Raw genomic sequence first — 17,520 nt, forward strand, 5'->3', positions numbered from 1 at the left:
AACCTATCGGACGGCATGGCTTTGTCGTCCCAAAAGAAGCATCAGAAACACAGCCGATCCAAGCACTCCCAGAATTGTGCCAATCGGCACCTCATAAGGGGCGCGCAACACCCGCCCCAAGATATCGCAGAACAACAACAGCCCCGCGCCAAGGCTCGCCGCCCATGGCACCGCTGCCCGCAGGTTGTCTCCCACCATCCGGCTGACGATATTCGGCACGATGAGACCGAGAAACGGGATCGACCCGACGGTGACAACAACAACGGCAGTGATGACAGAGACGACCAAAAGCCCCAACCACATCACCCCGCGATGGTTCAGCCCCAGTGTGATGGCAACATCGCTGCCCATGCCGATGATCGAAAACCGATCCGCATAGAGATACCCGATCAACGCCAAACCGCCGGTGATCCAAAGGAGTTCGTAGCGCCCACGCAACACGCCGGAAAACTCACCCGTGGTCCAAATGCCGAGATATTGCAGCAAATCGGTCTGATAGGCGAAAAACGTCGCCACAGCCCCAATCACCCCGCCCAACATCAGCCCGACCAAAGGCACGAGCAACGGTTGATGCCGTGGCAACCGATCAAGAAGACGCAAAAACAGCACCGTGCCCGCAATGGCAAAGCCGGATGCAAGGAGCATTTTGGCCAACATCGGTACGGTCGGCAAAAAGAACACCGCAACAAGCAGGCCGAGCCCCGCACTTTCGGCCGTTCCGGCGGTGGCAGGTTCAACGAATTTGTTGCGCGTCAGCATTTGAAAAATCAGACCGGCAATCGCCATAGACGCCCCGGTCAGGATCAGCGCCATGGTGCGGGGCACCCGGCTTGCCAGCAGAATGAGCGCATCATCGACTTGACCCTGAAGCACCGCACCAAAAGACATATCAGCGACACCGATGGTCAAAGACAGAAGCGCCATGACCAAAATACTGGTCAAGGCGAGCCCCATATGAAGATGCAGAGATTTCACGCTACAAACGCTTATTGAGCGGCGCCAAAGGCGGCGATAAATTGGTCTACCGTGTCTTGCAGCGAACGCACCCCGGTCGTGGCAATGTAAAAATCTGCCGGATGGACATAGATCACCTGCCCTTTTTGCATCGCCGTGGTTTGCGCCACCAGCTCATTGTTCAGGGTCACATCTGCGGTTGCGCCATCGCCGCGCGTGGCTTTGGTGCGGTCAAAGACGATCAACCAATCCGGGTTGACCTCATGCAGGAACTCGAAACTGATGGCCTCGCCGTGGGTTTCCGCGTCGACGTTGTCCAAAAGCGGCTCCACGCCAAAGGTCTCATGCACCCAGCCAAAGCGCGATCCCGGTCCAAAGGCGGAGAGTTTCGGACCATTGGTCATGACGATCAAACCTTTCCCCGCATCTTTCGTCAAAGCCCGCAGGGTTTCGAGCGACCTGTGGAGCTGATCGACCAGATCCGTCGCTTTGGCCTCTTTTCCAAACAGGGCACCAAGCTCGGTGGTTTGGGTTTTGACCACCTTTTCAATATCGTCTGAGAACGGCGACATATCCACGGTTGGCGCGATTTTCCCCAAGAACTCAATTTGTTCTCGGGTGCGCGGTCCCGCGAGGATGAGGTCAGGCTTGAGGGCAAAGACCTGCTCATAATCCGGTTCAAACAAGGTACCAATATGGGGCCGCGTGCCGTCATCCAGATGTTCCAAAGCCGGAACATATATCGGCGAGGGAACACCTGCCACATCAACCTCCAACGCCGTGAGGGTGTCCAATGTTCCAAGGTCGAATGTGATCACCTCAGTCGGGTTAGGCTGAACCGAGACTGTGCCGGCCAGTGTGGTCAATTGTGTTTCTGCGGCAGCCGCAGGGGCTGCAAAGGCAATCACACACGCGGCCCCCTTTAGGAGTTGTCCAAACATCGCTTTGCTTTCTTTTGAGAAAGACTGACTCGTGGCGGCGGCTGGGAGGGCAGTCATGATCATAAATATGTAGAAACGATTTAGACGATAAATTAACCGACAAAAAGAGTAAACTTTAAAAAATGGGCGCGGATGATGGACAAAGGCCTGGCTGGCATGGTCAAGTTAACGGCCTATGGTGACACGTCGGGCTGGATCGCTTCCCACCCCACTATCATCCCCTCCCGGGTCACATGTGGGATATTCAGAAGAAAGAGCCGATTCGAAGCGCGCATCCATGACCAGCGCTTGAGGTTCGAGGCTGTTCTCCCACAACATGTTGCGAAATCTCACAAATTACTTAAAAATTCTATATTATCATAATGTTAACGGAAATAGTTAGAGCACAGCCTTAACACACACCCCCTTCCCTCGACGGGCTAAAGATAAAAAAATATTGCCTCGTGATAACTTGCGTGTCATGAGTTGAGTTGTCGCAATGTGCCGTAAATAGCGCCGTTTAGCGACGAAACGAGAAAGACCCAGTAAGAGGTCAACAAGGCAGAGTGAATTTAAACATGAAAACTGAAGATTCCAGTTCCATCGCAGCTTCCATTGCGTCAAATGCTGCGCGCTTGTCAGAAGCGCTCAATACCCATATGCGCAATAGCTTTCAGCCCGACAGCCGAAAAGTGCTACGCAAGTTCCACCCTGCCGAAGTATCTGAGCTCACTGGCATCAGTATGTCAAATCTCAGAACACGCCATCAGGAAGGCGACTTTCCTGATGTCGAGACAGATACCCGAGGCCGTAGGCTCTACAGCGCAGAAGAGATCGACCAAATCCGCCATGTGATGGCCCGAACAGGTCGAAATGGCGATACCTATCTCCCTGGCCGTCGCGAAAATGACGCTCTTCAGGTGATTTCCATCGTGAACTTTAAAGGTGGCTCAAGCAAAACGACCAGCGCCATCCACTTGGCGCAACGTTACGCCTTGCGAGGCTATCGGGTGCTGGCCGTCGATATGGATCCGCAGGCCAGCTTGACGACGATGTTCGGATATCGTCCTGAGATCGAGTTTGCTGAGAGCGGCACAGTGTATGACGCGCTCAAATACGATGACCCCGTTCCCTTAAGCCAAGTCATCCGAAAGACCTATTTTCACAATCTCGACCTCGCGCCTGCGGGGCTTTTGTTGTCTGAGTACGAGACCGAAACCGCCTATGCGCTTCAGCATAGGGTCGATCCCCCCTTTACTCAGCGCCTCGCGATTGCGCTCGACGAAGTTGAGGCAAACTACGATCTCGTGATCATTGATTGCCCACCGCAACTGGGCTTTACAACCATGACGGCACTATTGGCGTCAACGGGCCTGTTGATCACAGTCGTTCCAAGCATGTTGGATGTCGCCTCAATGGCGCAATTCCTTGAAATGGCTGGAGAAACTGTCCAAACTCTAGAGGAGGCCGCGGGGCCGATTGACTGGAATTTCCTCAAGTTTCTGATTGCCAGATATGAACCAACGGACGTCCCCCAATCGCAAATGGCGGGTTTCCTGAGGTCGATTTTGCTCGATCAAGTTTTGACCACGCCGATGCTCAAATCCACGGCAATCTCTGACGCCGGCATGACACAGCAAACCATCTATGAGCTGGAGCCTTCGCAAGTTGTGAAAAAGACGCTGGATCGCATCCTTGAAAGCGTGAACGGCGTCGCTGACGAGTTCGAAAAGACGATCCAGCACGCTTGGGGAAGGGAGACTGACTGATGGCCCGTAGAAACCTGTTCCAGCCCCCTGCCCCACCTAATACTGGTAGCGCCGCGATGTCCAGCGGCGAGCAAAAACCGCGCTTTCCCAATACCGGTGCCATGAGTGGTGTCAAATCGACCTTGAAGGATGTCGCAAGCAATGCTGTGCGAGAAATTTCGGTCGATGTCATTGAAGAGAACGGTCCCAAGGATCGCCTGTCCTTTACGGATGCCGATGTTTTAGCCCTTGCGGCGAGCATCAAGGCCCATGGTCAACAAGTCCCCATCATGGTTCGACCTCTCGCGGATCGGCCCGGACATTATCGGATTGTGTATGGTCGCCGCAGATTGCGGGCCTTACGGTCTCTTGGGCTCCCCGCAAAGGCCCTTGTCCGGTCTCTGTCTGACGAGGAGGCCATTCTCGCCCAAGGCCAGGAAAACACACAGCGCCTGGACCCCAGTTTCATTGAAAAGGCGCTTTTTGCGGCTGAGTTGGCCACAAGCGGCTATGAGCAAGCGATCATTCTTGATGCCTTGGCCGTCGACAAACCGATGCTGTCGCGCATGACCAAGGTCGCGCGATCCATTCCCCAATCCGTCATCGAGCGGATTGGGTCCGCCCATGGCATCGGACGGCGTCGCTGGGAAGAGCTTGCCGATCAGATGCGCACCCATGATGTCGATCTTGAACAGATCGCTCACACACTTGACCTCGACACTGCCAAGACTTCTGACGACCGGTTTGGATTGATCAGTGATGCGGTTGCACAATCCCTGACGGCCAAAGCGGCGGCAAAACCAGCCCCCTCCCCTACCCTGACGATCAAACTGGGTGATGGAACAGTCTCGGCTGAAATTAAAGAAACGGCCCGCGCGTTGACATTTAAACTGTCAAAGTCCGAAGCCCCAGAATTTGCTCAGTGGATGCGTAACAACGCAGAAGCTGAGCTTACGCGTCTCTATGAGGCGTGGCAGTCGGCGCAAACGCCGGACTAACCATAAACGAGCAGAACCACATCAAAAGGAGCACGACCAACAGCCCAAAAAGAAAGAGCCCCCCAAGGTTTCCCTAGGAGAGCCCAATCTGTTCTTTGCACTTTCAGATTTACCAGCTTCTCCACGTCAGTCAACAACAACCGATTCGGTTGACCCATTTTTGTTGCCTTTTTTCTGATTTAGGACCTGACGGGGCCTTTCAGACCAGGTTGTCGTGAAAAAACATGGCATTTAAACAGGCAACCGCACCCATTGGGCTGCGGAACACAGAGCTATTGTCCGCGGACAATTCGATTCCAGAGCGCCACATCGTGATTGCAACCCTCCGAAATGCGGCCCCTCGCCTGGGTCTCAGCGCGTCCGTGATTTCGACCTTGGACGCGATGCTTTCATGCCTCGCACCAAAACGGAATCACCATACCGTCTTTGCATCGAACACAACGCTGACCTTCCGCCTCAACGGCATCTCAGACCGGACAATCAGGCGTCACGCGGCCGTGTTGCAGGATCTCGGTCTCCTCATCCGCCGTGACAGCCCCAATAGGAAGCGCTTCACAAAACATAACAGCCACGAAGGCACAGCCCTTCGATTTGGCTTTGATCTGTCACCTCTGTTTTCAAGACTCCACGAGTTTGCCGCCCTCGCCGCCGAGGTCCTCAGAGAAAAAGAGCAAATTGAATACCTCCGCGCCAAAATCAGAGCTGCCGCCAATGATAGCCTGCGGATCAATCCCGATGATGAGATTGCCCTTCAAACGTTGCGTACGCTTCGTCGTAAATTGTCACTCAAGGACTGCGAAACCCTGTTTGCGGAGCTTACCGTCACCACGGTTGAAGCCGAAACAACCGACGATATTCCTGCTCATTCGACAACAACACTGTCCGCCAGTGACGGTCATTTTGTCCGGCACCTTCATAAGTCAAATAAAGAACATATTGATAAAGAAGAAGGCTGTGTAAAAAAAGAGACATCCCCATCCCAAGCAGAAGAGCCAATCACAGTTCCTGAATTGCTCTCAGCTTGTCCTGAAGCCGCACAGTTTTCATTGAAGAACATCGAGACAGTGCATGACGTCGTAGCCCACGCAAGGACGCTTGCACCCATGTTAGGCATCAGCAGCCAAAGCTATGAAGCCGCACATCGACGTCTTGGCGGGCTAAGAGCGGCGGCAACCGTTTGGGCAATTATGCAATTCCACGACAAAATCAAAGCCATCGGTGCATATTTCCGGGCGATTACTACGGGGTCAAAGAGCGCTGAGTTCAGTCCAGAAAAGCTCATCAGGCGTCTTGCGGCAGCGAAAACCTATGCGGCCTAAGCTAATATTGTCCGCGGACAATATTTTAAAAATTACGGACTTAAGATGGCTCGGATAAAAATGCCAACCCTCCAAAATAAGCTGAGACCAAAACCCGCAGAGCTTTGTGATGTCGTGGAAAAATCCATCCCCATCTCCGTCAAGCTATGTATCGCTACATATGCTGAAAGCCCCAGATTAGGCGAGTGTGAAGCAATTCAGGGCCGCATGGCGTTCAAACATGGCAACTAGGGTCCTCTCTTTACGGACCATGTGCTACAACCCCGCGGCTTTGGTGAGGTTGACGCGAAACCGGTCGCGGCGGCGTTGGTAGCGGCGGGTCATTTCGGCGCTGGCATGGCCAAGGTGTTTCTGAACATAGCGCTCATCGACCTCCGCCGAACTGGCGAGACCGGCGCGCAAGCTGTGGCCGGAGAACAATGCAAGGCGGTCCTTTTCCGGCAGATCAGAGCGGATGCCCGCGGCCAGCACCGTTTGCTTGATCAGGCGGGCGACATGCTTGTCTGAGAGGCGCGCCTCCAACGCGCGGGTGCCATCCTGAGACGCGCGGCGAAACACTGGGCCAATGTCGATCTTGGCGAAATGCAGCCACTGTGCCAGAGCGTGAACAGGGCAGGTTTGCTCCGAGGATCCACGGCCAATTTCGACCTCGCGCCAGCCGGTCTTGGCGTTGAGTGTCAAAAGCACACCATCGTCCAAAATCTCGATCCAACCTTTGCCGTCCAGCGTGTCGTCCTTGCGCATGTCGAGGCTGACAATTTCGGACCGGCGCAACCCGCCAGCATAGCCCAAGAGCAAAATTGCCCGGTCGCGCAACCCGCGTAGATCGAAGGGCAGGGTGGCGATCATGGCGACAATGTCCTCCGCCAAGATTGCTTCCTTTTGCACCGGCGGGCGGGCGTGTTTACGCTTGATGCCTGCCAGCACGGTCGCGATGTGCCGGTCTTTGCGATCGAGGGTGAGACCACGTTGCGCGTAGTTCCAGGTAAGGCCCGAGAGACGGCGTTCGATGGTCGAAACGGAAAGGGGGCGGGTCACCGACTGCGGTCCGAGCGCGGACTGCGAAGGGGAGGCGCCTGACCCCGATGCCAGATCCGCAAGGTAGAGCCCAATCATCTCCGGCGACGGGGGCAGAGGCTCCGCACCCTTCATCCGGCACCAGCGCGTAAAATGCGACCAGTCCTTCGCATAGGCCTTCAGCGTATTGTCCGAGGCCGCAGCGCGCGCATAGTCGCGAGCGGTGTCCACCAGTCGATCCAGCGTCCCAGAGCCCGCCACATGGGTAGGCACATCAATACGCCCGGTCTCATCTTGTTCGGCCGATGAGTTTGCCTTATACTCCTTATTCATACTCTTACTCCGAGAGGGTCTTATGGCGCGAATCAAAGTCAATTTGACGCTGGATGCTGATGTCGCGGCGACCGCCCGTGCACTTGGACTCAATATGTCGCGCCTTGCGGAGGCGGCGATCATTGAGGCTGCCAAGACCGAACGGAATCGTTTGTGGCGTGCGGAAAACCAGTCGGCGATCAGCGCCTATGCCGAGGAGGTTGCCAAAGAAGGTTTGCCACTCGCTGGCTTTAGAAGCTTTTAGGGCGGAGATCGCATGGCGCAGTTCGACCTTTACCGCCTCAAGGGCGGGCAGCTTGTCGTGGATCTTCAGACCGATTTGATTGGCATTGATGCGTCGCGGATTGTGGCGCCTTTGCGCGACGCGAGCCGGTACGCCGCTTTTCCAGGGCTGACACCGTCTGTTGAGGTGGCCGGGACGGCTTGGATCGTTCGGGTTCAGGAACTGGCTGCTGTTCCAGGATCGGAGCTGCGTGAGCCGGTCGGGTCTCTGGCGGATCATCACGACGCGTTGAAGCGCGCTCTGGATATCCTGATCGACGGGGTTTAACGCATCCGATCCGGTTGCAAACGACGCTGACGTCGATTTTTCCGACTCTGAGTCCATCGATTTCCCCAAAAAACCGTTCTTTATGAGACTGTATCGTAGCGTATTACAATATGTCCGATAATGCAAACTTATTGGACATGAAAATGTTATATATAGCGGGGCGGTTGGGTCGCAATTTTCTGGTAGAAAGCGCCGCGTTGATATAGGCTCGACGCATGACATTTGCCCGGCATGATCCTATCGACGATCTGGACACTCTACCCCGGATGCCCGCCTGGGTCACCTCGGCACGTCCTGAAACCTTTGAAGATGTTGCGTTTTTGTCGGGTGCAGCGCTGAACCACCTGCATGTGGTATTGGGACACAAGGACGTGCCCCAAGCCTTGTTGCGGGATCGGCTGGCGCTGCGTGCGGCCGAGGCTTGTGTCGCGTTTTCCGGGCGCCCGGAGCGGGAAGGGGAGTTGCGCGATGCGGTGCACCTTCTGCGCTCGGTCGATCTGCCGGGACCGGCCGGGAAGACCTATCACCACTGGCGGCGCGCGGTCGAGCGGCCCCTGTCGCTCAAAGCGCTTCACCGCGCCTTGCCGGAGTATGAGCCTGACCAGATTGCGACATGGCTCGACGGAAGCGACGGGGGGCAGGGGGCACCGGTTGCGCGCGCCGCCTCCGTTTTGGAAACCATCATGACGGATGTGCCCCGCACCGAAGTGCCGGCGCTGATTTTGGCGGACGCGGCCTTGGCACAGGCGCTTGGTTGGGATCATCTGGTGCCGTTGCTGTCTTTGGGTTTGAAGCGCGCCGATCTACGCAAGCAGGGCGAAGAGTTGCGGCTGGCGTGTCACCGTGCCGTGGTCCCATCGGCGGTCGAGGCGGTGCGCTTGGGCGCGGAGCTGACGCGCAAGGCCGCGCGCCTCAAAGCCGTCGCGCCGAACCTGCGTGCCAAAGGGGCCGGGCAGGCGGTCGAGATATTTCTGACCCGCGATGCCGTTGCGGCCTCTGCGTTGCCTTTGCCGGACCGGGCCGCGCGCAGGCTGTGCGACCGGCTGGTCGATCTCGGCGCGGTGCGCGAGTTGACCGGCCGCGACACCTTCCGGCTTTACGGGGTGTAAGATGGCAGAGTTTGATCGCGACCTGCCCGACCTGCCGCCGGAGCTGCGCTGGCGGGAATGGATGCGTCGGATCGAGGCGGTGCTCTTTGCCTCTGCCTCGCCGGTGCCGCGCGAGGATCTGACCCGCGTGGTGGGGCAGGGAGTCTCGGTCGATCTTTTGATCGCGGATGTGTCGGCTGATCTGGAGGGGCGGGTCTTCGAGATTGCCAAAGTGGCGGAAGGCTGGATGTTCCGGACGCGGGTCGCCTACGCGCCCGCGATCCGCGCCGCAGCGGATGTTGGCGACCAACTGATGGACCTGAGCGAATTCGACGTCGCCGTCCTGGCCGCTATCGCCTACCACCAGCCGATCACCCGCGACGGGTTGAAGGACATCTTCGGCAAGGAGATCAGCCGCGACCTGATCGGGCGGCTGCATGCGCGCGGATTGATCGGGACAGGGCCAAGGTCCCCTCGACGCGGCGCGCCCTATACATTCGTGACCACCGAGCAGTTTCTCGTCGCCTTCGGGCTCGAGACCCTGCACGACCTCCCAGATCGGGAGCAGTTGGCGGATGCGGGCGTGGTTGCCGTCCCTGAACAGGATGCGAGCGAAGGATGACCTTTGAGCGGCTTTTCGTGACGTCATCGAGCATCAGGCTGGAGATGTGTAACCCCTGAAAACCGTTCGGTGTCGAAGGTTTCTACACACCTGACGCAGCGGGGATTGCGAAAAATCATCAGAAAAGAGCGACAGAAAGTCCTCAGAAACAGTGCAATGGCTGTTGGTCTTATCTTTACACTGGAAATTATGTGAGCAAGACCAAGGACAAGAATACTGCAACTTAGTTTGGTAAAGCAACTCAGTTTTCGATCATACCATCGGCTGGGTGGGGAAGGGCTGGGGATGACTGCGCGGCGAAACAACATGCGTGCGTTTCATCTCAGTGGTCGGTGGGCTAGTCGTCGCGTGCAGGAGACCTGAGCGTGGGTGACCTCGTCTGGCACGCTTTCCTGCCGTCGGCATTGTGTGACCCAGTCACATGGGCCCATTGCCGCCGGTCGCGAGTGTGCCAATACCGCGATGCGGCTTCCCCGAAGCGGCCGCTCATGGCCTGCCGCAGCAAAATCCGGGGACGAATATCGCAGATGTGGACGGTAATCCTCCCCGTTTTAACGGGGTGCATAAGTAGACCTCAGGTAGCCATCTTTAGTTTCTGGGCGGGTGTGATGCCGCCGATGCCCATGTTGGGGCGCTCGTTGTTGTAAGTCCATAGCCAGTCGGTTGCGATCTGCTGCGCCTCCTCGATGGTTTCAAAGATGTAGAGATCCAGCCATTCATGCCGGACCGTCCTGTTGTATCGCTCAACATAGGCGTTCTGCTGCGGCTTTCCGGGTTGGATGTATGCCAAGGCAATGCCCCGGTTCTCGGCCCATTCCATGAGGGTGCCACTGACGTATTCTCCGTCCCGTAACACCTTCGAAATGGTGCTGATATAAGGCTATGATTGCCTGCGCAGCCCCCAAATAGCGCAGCAGGTGATCATAGCCGCTCTCAGGCCCCTACTGTGGTTTTTGCAACAAACCACACCGCAAGGGAGACCGACTATGACCGATGCCACTATTGCACAGACCGAGCCTGTTTTGATTGTGATCGATATCGCAAAAGCTCGCCATGAAGTTTTAATCGCTATTCCGGGTAAAAAGCGCCGTCGCCGTCTGACGGTGCTGAACCAGCTCGGGGACGCCGGTTTCGAAGTCAAGTTGGTGTCGTCCGTCGCTTTGGCCCGCACCCGCGAGGCTTTGAACAACAGTTGGGACAAGAATGATCCAAAGGATGCCCCGGTCATCCTGCATATGATGCAGATCGGGAACGAGCAATTCTACCAAGACCCCATGCTCTGCGGCACGAACGATCTTCAGGAATTGTCCAAAACGCATGACATCGTCTCGCGCTCGAAGACAGAACTTTGGCACCGAGTGTTGACCCATTATCTGTCGCTGTATTGGCCCGAGGCAGAACGATTTCACCGCAGTTCGCGCAGTGATTGGTTCTTTGCCTTCCTCGAGCGGTATCCTTCACCGCATTTTATCTCTGCCATGGGCCAAGAGGCCTTCATTGCCGATGCTTGGAAAGTTGTCGGCCGCAAGGTCTCAAAAGAACGTTTGCTTGCAGATATTTATCAGACCGCCATGTCATCTGTAGGGCTGCCCATTGCTCCAGACTCTGACGCCGCCAGGATGTTTCGTTTGGTCTTGAGTGAAGGGCGCAGCCTGATCGCTCAGCGCAATGAGATTGAGGATCGGGCTGTCGAACTGCTCAAGGACAATATCGACTACCAACTCCTGACCTCCATCCCGGGGATCGGGCCGATCAATGCGCTGACCATCCTGGCGGAGGCAGGCGATCTGCGCCGCTTTCAGCATCACCGCCAGTTTCTGAAGTTCTGTGGCATGGAGCTGGCGACGATCCAGTCCGGTACGTTCCGAGGCCAGACCAAACTGTCAAAATACGGCAACGCCCGATTGCGCCGCACACTTTGGATGGCCGGTCAGGTGGCGATCATGCAGCGCACCAACAGCTTCCGCGATAAATTCGAGCGTTACATATCCAAGGATCGGCAAAACACCCATTTGCGCCGCAAGGCGTATACCGCAATCGCTGCCAAGATGGCCCGCACCGTGCACGGGATCATCAAACACGGCGAACCCTATCGTCCCTTCTTTGAGGGATGATCGACAGCAGAAGGACCTTTCTCTGTAACGGCCGTAGAGACGAGCTTTCGACCTCGTAGATAATGTTCAGGCCTTCTGCTCAACGACCCGAAGATCTCGTCTTAAGGACGGTGAGAGCCGCAAAAGCGTACTCTGTGTTTGTTATGGGAGAGACATGTTGTTGACCACAATGCCGAACTGACTCACATTCGAACGTGCTGGAATGCTTCAGCACGACAATGACCCGATGCCAAATCAGCCAATCATCCCGCTCATAGGACGTTATCGCTGACAATACAAGCTGGCTTTCCGTAGACGCGCGCAAGCGCATACAGCTCCCGCGCAACCCGAGCGCCCGATATGCTGGTGTCGGCCATCAGGCATAGGTTCTCACGGCAGCAATCGTCGTTCACAGCCAACATGCGGAATTTGCGAGACGCGCCGAACGTGTCAGACACAAAATCCAGCGACCAACGCTCACCAGGCCTCAACGCTACAGGCATCGGCGTTCTTGATCCTCGCGCTCGTTTGCGACCTCTTCTCCGTCTGACGCCCAGCTTTTCCTCGGTGTAGATACGATACAGCTTCTTGTGGTTCATGATCATGCCTTTGCGTTCCAACAGCACGCCAATCCGGCGATAACCGAACCGGCGCCGTTTGCTGGCAATCGCCTTCATCTCTTCGCGAACTTCAGGATTGTCCGGCGGCTTGTTACACCGGACGGTCTTGGGATCGACACCGACAAGCCTGCACGCCCGACGTTGAGAGATGCCATGATCCCGCATCGCCTTGCATGCCGCAGCCTGTCGCACATTCGGTGTCGTCAGTTCTTTCCCAGCAAATCCTTCAGCACTACGTTGTCGAGCATTGTATCTGCCAGCAGGCGCTTCAGCTTAGCGTTCTCGTCCTCGAGCGATTTTAGGCGGTGGGTATCAGAAACGGTCATGCCACCATACTTGGCTTTGAACTTGTAAAACGAAGCAGGGCTTAGACCGTGCCTGCGGCACACCTCAGCAGCTGGCATCCCAGCTTCTTGTTCTTTGATCATCCCAATAATTTGGGCCTCGGTAAAACGACTCTGTCGCATTTGCTTGCTCCTTCAAAGGTTGAGCAAACTCTACATTAAAGTGAGGGAAGTTTCGGGGGGCTGGTCAACAGCAATGCAATCGGTTTAGCCAAATACCTCAGTTGCACAGTCGATGAATGCACGTAGTTTGGGCGTTGCCTGCCTGTCTGGCGCATAGATCAGATGCATCGGGCGCGTTGGAACCTTGTAGTCAGGGAGAAGTGTCTGAAACCTCCCGGCGGCGACATCAGAGGCCACCAACTTGAAAGGTTGCAGGATCACACCCAGATCGCGCTGCCTCAGCGCCTGATTTTAGCTATGCCAAATGGTGGTCTTGTGCATGGTCTTCGCCGGTCAGCTAACGCCGTTAGCTATCATGCTAGAAGGGCGAGAATTTCGAGAAGACCGCTCGGCTTCGGGCGCTCAACGGCGACGAGGTCTATCGCTTCAGCCCGTTTGATTGGGCCAATGCCACGCATTGTTACAACCCGCTTGCGCGGATCGCCAATGCCCCGAGCTTTGCGCAGCGTTTCACCGAGGTCTCGATCCTGGCCGACCTCTTCCTCGACAAGGACAACAAGCAACTCGACACCTTCTCCGAGGCCGGCAAGTCCATCTTTGTTGCGGCTTGTCTGCTGGCGATCCAGCGGGGCACGCCGAACCTCGGCGAGGTAAACAAGATCGTCGCCGGGGGTGAGTACAAGAACGCCCAGTACAAGACCTATGCCGACGAGGCCGAAGAAGACATCCTGCGCGAGCTTTGGACCAACGCTGCCTCTGCCTCGTCGCGGCTGCTGACCTCGAACATTCAGGCGCTGATGACCGCCAGTCTCAAGCAATGGGACAATCCGGCGGTACGCTCGGCCACGCAAGACAGCGACTTTGATTTCTCGACCCTCCGCAAGAGCCCGCAGTCGCTTTACATCGCTGTGTCCGAGGATCACATCGTGACCCTGGAGACCGGGCGCGGGCAGCCTGAACCCGAAATGCTAGAGCGGGAAGCGGCGGTGCCAAAGGGATGGGAGGCGGCGCTCGGCCGGCAGGAGGATTTCATTGAGGAGTTGTTGGGCGGGTAAAGGTGACCATCACGAGAACGGCCCGATCCGGACATTTGCCGGGAGAGCCGTTGCTGCGGTGCGGCTTCCGTAAACCTGCTTTTGATGGCGCCGTGCAGCATCGCCCGGTTGACTGAAGTCCGCGTTGCAGACATTGGGTCAGAAATGCCTGATGTTTGAGGGGCGTCACGTACTGGTCTCGCTTTTCCGACCCCATCGGATCAGGTCCATGTGACGGTCCAAGAAAAAATGATTTAAAATCGTATATTTGTGAGCATTCTCCGTTCGGTTAGGCGCCTTTGAGGTACGCGCTATGCATGTATTTTCTGCGTTTGAGTGACCTTTTGGGTCGCTTCAGCCGTCTCGAGCCTTAAAAATGGTGCAAAACGGGTGACCAAATTCGACTTGAAGCAGGCTAATATCCATTGAAGGATCGTGGGGAGTTCCAGCCGCTTGTGCGTAGATGTGGTAGGTCATTGGCCGCCGCTATCGAACGAGCGATTGCCCGCACGTTTTAGTTGATAGGGTCAGCTTTCGCGATTGCGACAGCCTGGAATCGGACTAGGGTCGGTCCAGGTACAGCGTCAGCCAGATATGTTTCTCTTGGTTGGTTTGTGTCATGCTCAGTTCCGTCGGCGAGAGCGCCTCAGCAGAGAGGTCCAGAACCAGCTCGCGGCGATCATCGAAGCGAGTTGGCGAAGGGCTGTGCCGGCAGGTGCCGAGTTAATGGGATCACATTCACGGATGCCGTGAACGGCCTTAAATCTGTTGGTCCATCCTTTGCGATGGCATCTGTGAAGCGCGGTGCCATCGAACAACTTTTGCAGGAATGCCCGCGACGGTGGCGTTTGGTGGAACATTTTTCAAGACCACGCTGCCCGCCGCAACTTTGCTCATCGCTCCGATTGTTACATTCCCCAAAACTTTGGCGCCGGTGCCGATCAAGACGCCCTGTGCGATCTTGGGGTGTCGGTCGCCGACCTCATTGCCGGTGCCGCCCAGGGTGACGTTCTGCATGATCGAGACATTGTCGTCGATGACCGTCGTCTCACCGATCACGACTCCGGCCCCGTGGTCGAGCAGAAGGCCGCGTCCGATGCTGGCGGCGGGGTGGATATCAGGGCCCAGGACCAGAGACACCCGGTTGGCCAGCCAGCTGGCAAGCTCCGCGCGCCCGTCTTTCAGGAGGTGATGCGCGATGCGATGTGCCTGAACCGCCTGGAACCCTTTGAAATTGAACAGGGCGTGAAAGTAGCTGGTACAGGCCGGATCGCGGTCATAGGCGGCTTCGAGGTCTGCAATTGCGGCGTTCGGAATTGACGGATGTGAATGCAAGACGTCGGCAAACAACTCCGACAGGGTGGGGATTTCAACGCCGGGCGCGTGAAGGACCGCTGACAGGTGGCGCGCGAGCATCCATTCCAGCGACGGTGCCTCCGCAAGGGGCGCAAGAACTGAGTTCAGGATCGGTTCGCGCGCGCGCAGTTGACTGACCTCGGTCAAACACATCTTGAACATGGACTGCCTTGTGTTCTCGTGGGTGGTTTTAAGCTTCATGAACATGGTTGATCCATTCCCGGTCGTTTGATGCACCTTGGCAGGTCTTTGAGTTCTCTGGCGTTCAAGCTCTGTTCAGAAGGCTTCGACATAGGACCGTAGCTCGATTTCACAGGTCCAGGCGCTTTTGTGCTGTCGGGACAGCTCAAGGAAAGTGCGGGCAATTTCACCGGGGTGAAGCATTGTGTCCGGGTTTGCGCAGGGGTCGCCGCGGGGAGTTCCGGCGAGGATCCTGAGCGTCGCGATGCGAACGCCTCATCGTAGCCGTCTTGCGTGAATGTTCTGGCCAGTGAGACCCCGAGACCGGGGCCTGCACCAACAATCAGCGCCACTTTACGCATGAAACTGTTCCCAGCTCACGCGAGAGGATGCCGACATCTTGGTCACTTCGACTGGCGCGCTGAGCCAGTTTTCGTATTTGTTGAAAACGCGTGCCGTGTAGTCCTGCGCGTAGTGGAAGTTCAGAGCGTCGTCGTCTTCAAAGCATTCAAACAGATGCAACGTGTTGCTTCGGTCTTTGCTGGCGAACGCAGAAAAGACGTGGCAGCCCGGTTCTTCCAGAGTGGGAGGAATGATCTCATCCAGGGCGGCCTTGGCCGCGTCGAAATGTTCGGGCTTTGTCTGGATCACGGCGAACAGGAACAGTTTGGGTTGATCTTCCGCCATTTACGCACCCCCCATGTAAACGGGTTTGAGGCTTTTGATGAGCTCGGCCTGGATAGGTAAAACGGCATCGTTGAAAGCTGCGACACCCATGTCCTGACCGACCTGGGTACGGATCGGGCGCGGCGCATTCATATCCACAAGATCCGCGATCCGGTTTGCGACATTGTTGGCATCTGTGCTGGCATCCCCTTGATCGAACATGCCTTGGAACATCCCAAGAAGACGGTCGCGGCCTTGGGCCAAATTCCCATAGTCCTGAACACGCGCAGTGTCGGCGGGTGCGGGAGCCGTTGTGACAAGATCGGTTCCGTGGCCACTGGGCTCGACCAGAATTGACTCGATGCCAAGGGACTCCAGTTCATAGTGCAGAGATTCACAATAAGCTTCCATTGCCCATTTGCTAGAACAATACAGTCCGAAAAACGGCATCCCAAAGCGGCCCGCGGAAGAACTCAGACTGACGATCAGGCCGGACTTTCTGGAGCGCATCGGCCCAAGAACGGCGCGGCTCACCCGCATGATGCCGTAGACGTTCACGTCGAACAGATCCTGGGCCTGCTCGATCGTGAAGGCCTCGGTCAGGCCAACGGGCATGACGCCGGCATTATTGATCAGCACATCAATAGGGGTCTCTGCTTCGATTGTTGCGACAGCTGCGGTGCAGGCGGCCTCATTCGTCACATCCAGTTCGATTGGTACGATACGACCATTGGCAAAGGCTTTCAGTTCCGCAGCGGCAGCTTTGTTGCGCCCGGTCATATCGCGCATTCCGGCGTAAACCGTATGGCCGCGCGCGGCGAGTGATTTGGCCGTGCGCAGACCGATGCCCCGGCTTGCCCCGGTGATGAGAATTGTTTTTGAAGATGTCATTTTTGTGTGTCCTCGGTTTTGAAAATTGTCCGCATGAAGAGCGCAAGCGGCGCGTCATTGCCGCTGGCTTTCATGCGCGTTAAGGCCCCGCTCCAGGCGTTCATCAGCCAGTCGGCGGCCTCTTCTGGAGTGAGATGTTCCAGCCCTATTTCGGACAGGTCAGCCTCGGCCAGGCACTCTGCCACCACGGCCGTCATGTTCTGCCAATGTGTGTCCAACACGGCCTGAAATGCAGGTCTCTCATCGGCAAGTTCGGTCGAGAGATTGCACATCAGGCATCCCTGTTGGAACTTGCGGTTCCCCATGTCCTTGCGGGCGCTTTCAAAGAAGAGGCGCAGGCGGTCGATGGGGGGGAGTGTGGGGTCTTCCAGGCAGCCCTTGGCCGCCGCGACCTGTGCTTCGTTGTAGCGATTGGCCACCGCGATCCCGAAGGCCTCTTTGGAGGCGAAGTGGTGATAAAACGAGCCTTTGGGTACGCCCGAGCTTGCGAGGATCTCGTTGATCCCGCTTTCGGAAAAGCTGGTTTCCCGAAAGGCATGTTCCCCCGCATCCAAGAGTTTTTCGCGGTGCGACATATGTGTGTTCTGATCTCTCGGACGTGCCATCTTGGGGTCCTCCCGTTGCTTCCACAATAATAATTAGACCAGTCTCTTATTAATTGAAA

General features: G+C 56.6%; 15 protein-coding genes and 4 pseudogenes. 9 read left to right on the plus strand and 10 right to left on the minus strand.

Annotated features, from left to right (window positions below):
- Positions 1-3 precede the first annotated feature (3 nt).
- Positions 4-954 carry an ABC transporter permease gene (locus B30_RS16395; RefSeq protein WP_009573260.1) on the minus strand — a complete coding sequence of 317 codons (951 nt, stop codon included), beginning with the start codon at positions 952-954 and terminating at the stop codon, positions 4-6.
- Positions 955-986: 32 nt separating this feature from the next.
- Positions 987-1,895 carry a siderophore ABC transporter substrate-binding protein gene (locus B30_RS16400; protein ID WP_009573261.1) on the minus strand — a complete coding sequence of 303 codons (909 nt, stop codon included), beginning with the start codon at positions 1,893-1,895 and terminating at the stop codon, positions 987-989.
- A gap of 557 nt (positions 1,896-2,452) precedes the next feature.
- Between B30_RS16400 and repA the strand changes: the two genes are divergently transcribed.
- The 3 genes from repA (at position 2,453) to repC (ending at position 5,939) form a co-directional block, all read left to right on the plus strand.
- The gene (repA, locus tag B30_RS16410; protein WP_009573263.1) at positions 2,453-3,643 is read left to right on the plus strand and encodes a plasmid partitioning protein RepA; all 1,191 of its coding nucleotides are present in this window, start codon (positions 2,453-2,455) and stop codon (positions 3,641-3,643) included.
- Positions 3,643-4,620: a plasmid partitioning protein RepB gene (gene repB, locus B30_RS16415; protein WP_040402774.1), complete on the plus strand. Its 978-nt coding sequence runs from the start codon at positions 3,643-3,645 to the stop codon at positions 4,618-4,620. Before repA ends, repB begins: the two co-directional genes overlap by 1 nt.
- 224 nt (positions 4,621-4,844) lie before the next feature.
- Positions 4,845-5,939, plus strand: coding sequence for a plasmid replication protein RepC (gene repC / locus B30_RS16420; protein ID WP_009573265.1), 1,095 nt, complete (start codon positions 4,845-4,847; stop codon positions 5,937-5,939).
- A gap of 255 nt (positions 5,940-6,194) precedes the next feature.
- On the opposite strand, the gene B30_RS16425 is transcribed toward repC, so the two are convergent.
- Positions 6,195-7,289 (minus strand): tyrosine-type recombinase/integrase, encoded by a 1,095-nt coding sequence (locus B30_RS16425; RefSeq protein ID WP_009573266.1) that lies wholly within the window; start codon positions 7,287-7,289, stop codon positions 6,195-6,197.
- Between the two features lie 22 nt (positions 7,290-7,311).
- On the opposite strand from B30_RS16425, the gene B30_RS16430 reads away from it, so the two are divergent.
- From B30_RS16430 to scpB, 4 genes are all read left to right on the plus strand, one after another.
- Entirely contained in the window at positions 7,312-7,533 is a 222-nt protein-coding gene (locus B30_RS16430; protein WP_009573267.1) for a type II toxin-antitoxin system CcdA family antitoxin, read from the plus strand.
- Between the two features lie 12 nt (positions 7,534-7,545).
- Positions 7,546-7,839, plus strand: coding sequence for a CcdB family protein (locus B30_RS16435; protein WP_009573268.1), 294 nt, complete (start codon positions 7,546-7,548; stop codon positions 7,837-7,839).
- 215 nt (positions 7,840-8,054) lie between these two features.
- Positions 8,055-8,948: a DUF1403 family protein gene (locus B30_RS16440; RefSeq protein ID WP_009573269.1), complete on the plus strand. Its 894-nt coding sequence runs from the start codon at positions 8,055-8,057 to the stop codon at positions 8,946-8,948.
- Between the two features lies 1 nt (position 8,949).
- The gene (scpB, locus tag B30_RS16445) at positions 8,950-9,549 is read left to right on the plus strand and encodes an SMC-Scp complex subunit ScpB (RefSeq protein ID WP_009573270.1); all 600 of its coding nucleotides are present in this window, start codon (positions 8,950-8,952) and stop codon (positions 9,547-9,549) included.
- Positions 9,550-10,123: 574 nt separating this feature from the next.
- Here the strand turns inward: scpB and B30_RS16450 are convergent.
- Positions 10,124-10,390, minus strand: a pseudogene (locus B30_RS16450) (integrase core domain-containing protein); the annotation flags it as partial.
- A 145-nt stretch (positions 10,391-10,535) separates the two neighbouring features.
- Between B30_RS16450 and B30_RS16455 the strand changes: the two are divergent.
- Positions 10,536-11,722: pseudogene (locus B30_RS16455) on the plus strand (IS110 family transposase).
- A 201-nt stretch (positions 11,723-11,923) separates the two neighbouring features.
- Here B30_RS16455 and B30_RS21825 read toward each other — a convergent pair.
- A pseudogene (locus tag B30_RS21825) lies at positions 11,924-12,729 on the minus strand (transposase); the annotation flags it as partial.
- A gap of 84 nt (positions 12,730-12,813) precedes the next feature.
- Entirely contained in the window at positions 12,814-12,990 is a 177-nt protein-coding gene (locus B30_RS22810) for a LysR substrate-binding domain-containing protein (RefSeq protein WP_198430626.1), read from the minus strand.
- 161 nt (positions 12,991-13,151) lie between these two features.
- Between B30_RS22810 and B30_RS21835 the strand changes: the two are divergent.
- Positions 13,152-13,784, plus strand: a pseudogene (locus B30_RS21835) (type IV secretory system conjugative DNA transfer family protein); the annotation flags it as partial.
- A 738-nt stretch (positions 13,785-14,522) separates the two neighbouring features.
- On the opposite strand, the gene cysE reads toward B30_RS21835, so the two are convergent.
- From cysE to B30_RS16490, 4 genes are all read right to left on the minus strand, one after another.
- Positions 14,523-15,326 carry a serine O-acetyltransferase gene (cysE, locus tag B30_RS16475; protein ID WP_009573277.1) on the minus strand — a complete coding sequence of 268 codons (804 nt, stop codon included), beginning with the start codon at positions 15,324-15,326 and terminating at the stop codon, positions 14,523-14,525.
- Between the two features lie 327 nt (positions 15,327-15,653).
- The gene (locus B30_RS16480) at positions 15,654-15,986 is read right to left on the minus strand and encodes a putative quinol monooxygenase (protein ID WP_009573278.1); all 333 of its coding nucleotides are present in this window, start codon (positions 15,984-15,986) and stop codon (positions 15,654-15,656) included.
- Positions 15,987-16,856 carry an SDR family oxidoreductase gene (locus B30_RS16485; protein ID WP_009573279.1) on the minus strand — a complete coding sequence of 290 codons (870 nt, stop codon included), beginning with the start codon at positions 16,854-16,856 and terminating at the stop codon, positions 15,987-15,989. It lies immediately after the preceding gene.
- Entirely contained in the window at positions 16,853-17,461 is a 609-nt protein-coding gene (locus B30_RS16490) for a TetR/AcrR family transcriptional regulator (protein ID WP_009573280.1), read from the minus strand. Before B30_RS16490 ends, B30_RS16485 begins: the two co-directional genes overlap by 4 nt.
- Between the last annotated feature and the right edge of the window lie 59 nt (positions 17,462-17,520).

This window comes from Celeribacter baekdonensis B30 (assembly GCF_000299875.1).
Lineage (GTDB): Bacteria > Pseudomonadota > Alphaproteobacteria > Rhodobacterales > Rhodobacteraceae > Celeribacter > Celeribacter baekdonensis_A.

Coding starts and splice junctions, on each gene's coding strand:
- B30_RS16395 (WP_009573260.1), bottom strand. CDS start 954: ATGGGGCTCGCCTTGACCAGTATTTTGGTCATGGCGCTTCTGTCTTTG.
- B30_RS16400 (WP_009573261.1), bottom strand. CDS start 1,895: ATGTTTGGACAACTCCTAAAGGGGGCCGCGTGTGTGATTGCCTTTGCA.
- repA (WP_009573263.1), top strand. CDS start 2,453: ATGAAAACTGAAGATTCCAGTTCCATCGCAGCTTCCATTGCGTCAAAT.
- repB (WP_040402774.1), top strand. CDS start 3,643: ATGGCCCGTAGAAACCTGTTCCAGCCCCCTGCCCCACCTAATACTGGT.
- repC (WP_009573265.1), top strand. CDS start 4,845: ATGGCATTTAAACAGGCAACCGCACCCATTGGGCTGCGGAACACAGAG.
- B30_RS16425 (WP_009573266.1), bottom strand. CDS start 7,289: ATGAATAAGGAGTATAAGGCAAACTCATCGGCCGAACAAGATGAGACC.
- B30_RS16430 (WP_009573267.1), top strand. CDS start 7,312: ATGGCGCGAATCAAAGTCAATTTGACGCTGGATGCTGATGTCGCGGCG.
- B30_RS16435 (WP_009573268.1), top strand. CDS start 7,546: ATGGCGCAGTTCGACCTTTACCGCCTCAAGGGCGGGCAGCTTGTCGTG.
- B30_RS16440 (WP_009573269.1), top strand. CDS start 8,055: ATGACATTTGCCCGGCATGATCCTATCGACGATCTGGACACTCTACCC.
- scpB (WP_009573270.1), top strand. CDS start 8,950: ATGGCAGAGTTTGATCGCGACCTGCCCGACCTGCCGCCGGAGCTGCGC.
- cysE (WP_009573277.1), bottom strand. CDS start 15,326: ATGTTCATGAAGCTTAAAACCACCCACGAGAACACAAGGCAGTCCATG.
- B30_RS16480 (WP_009573278.1), bottom strand. CDS start 15,986: ATGGCGGAAGATCAACCCAAACTGTTCCTGTTCGCCGTGATCCAGACA.
- B30_RS16485 (WP_009573279.1), bottom strand. CDS start 16,856: ATGACATCTTCAAAAACAATTCTCATCACCGGGGCAAGCCGGGGCATC.
- B30_RS16490 (WP_009573280.1), bottom strand. CDS start 17,461: ATGGCACGTCCGAGAGATCAGAACACACATATGTCGCACCGCGAAAAA.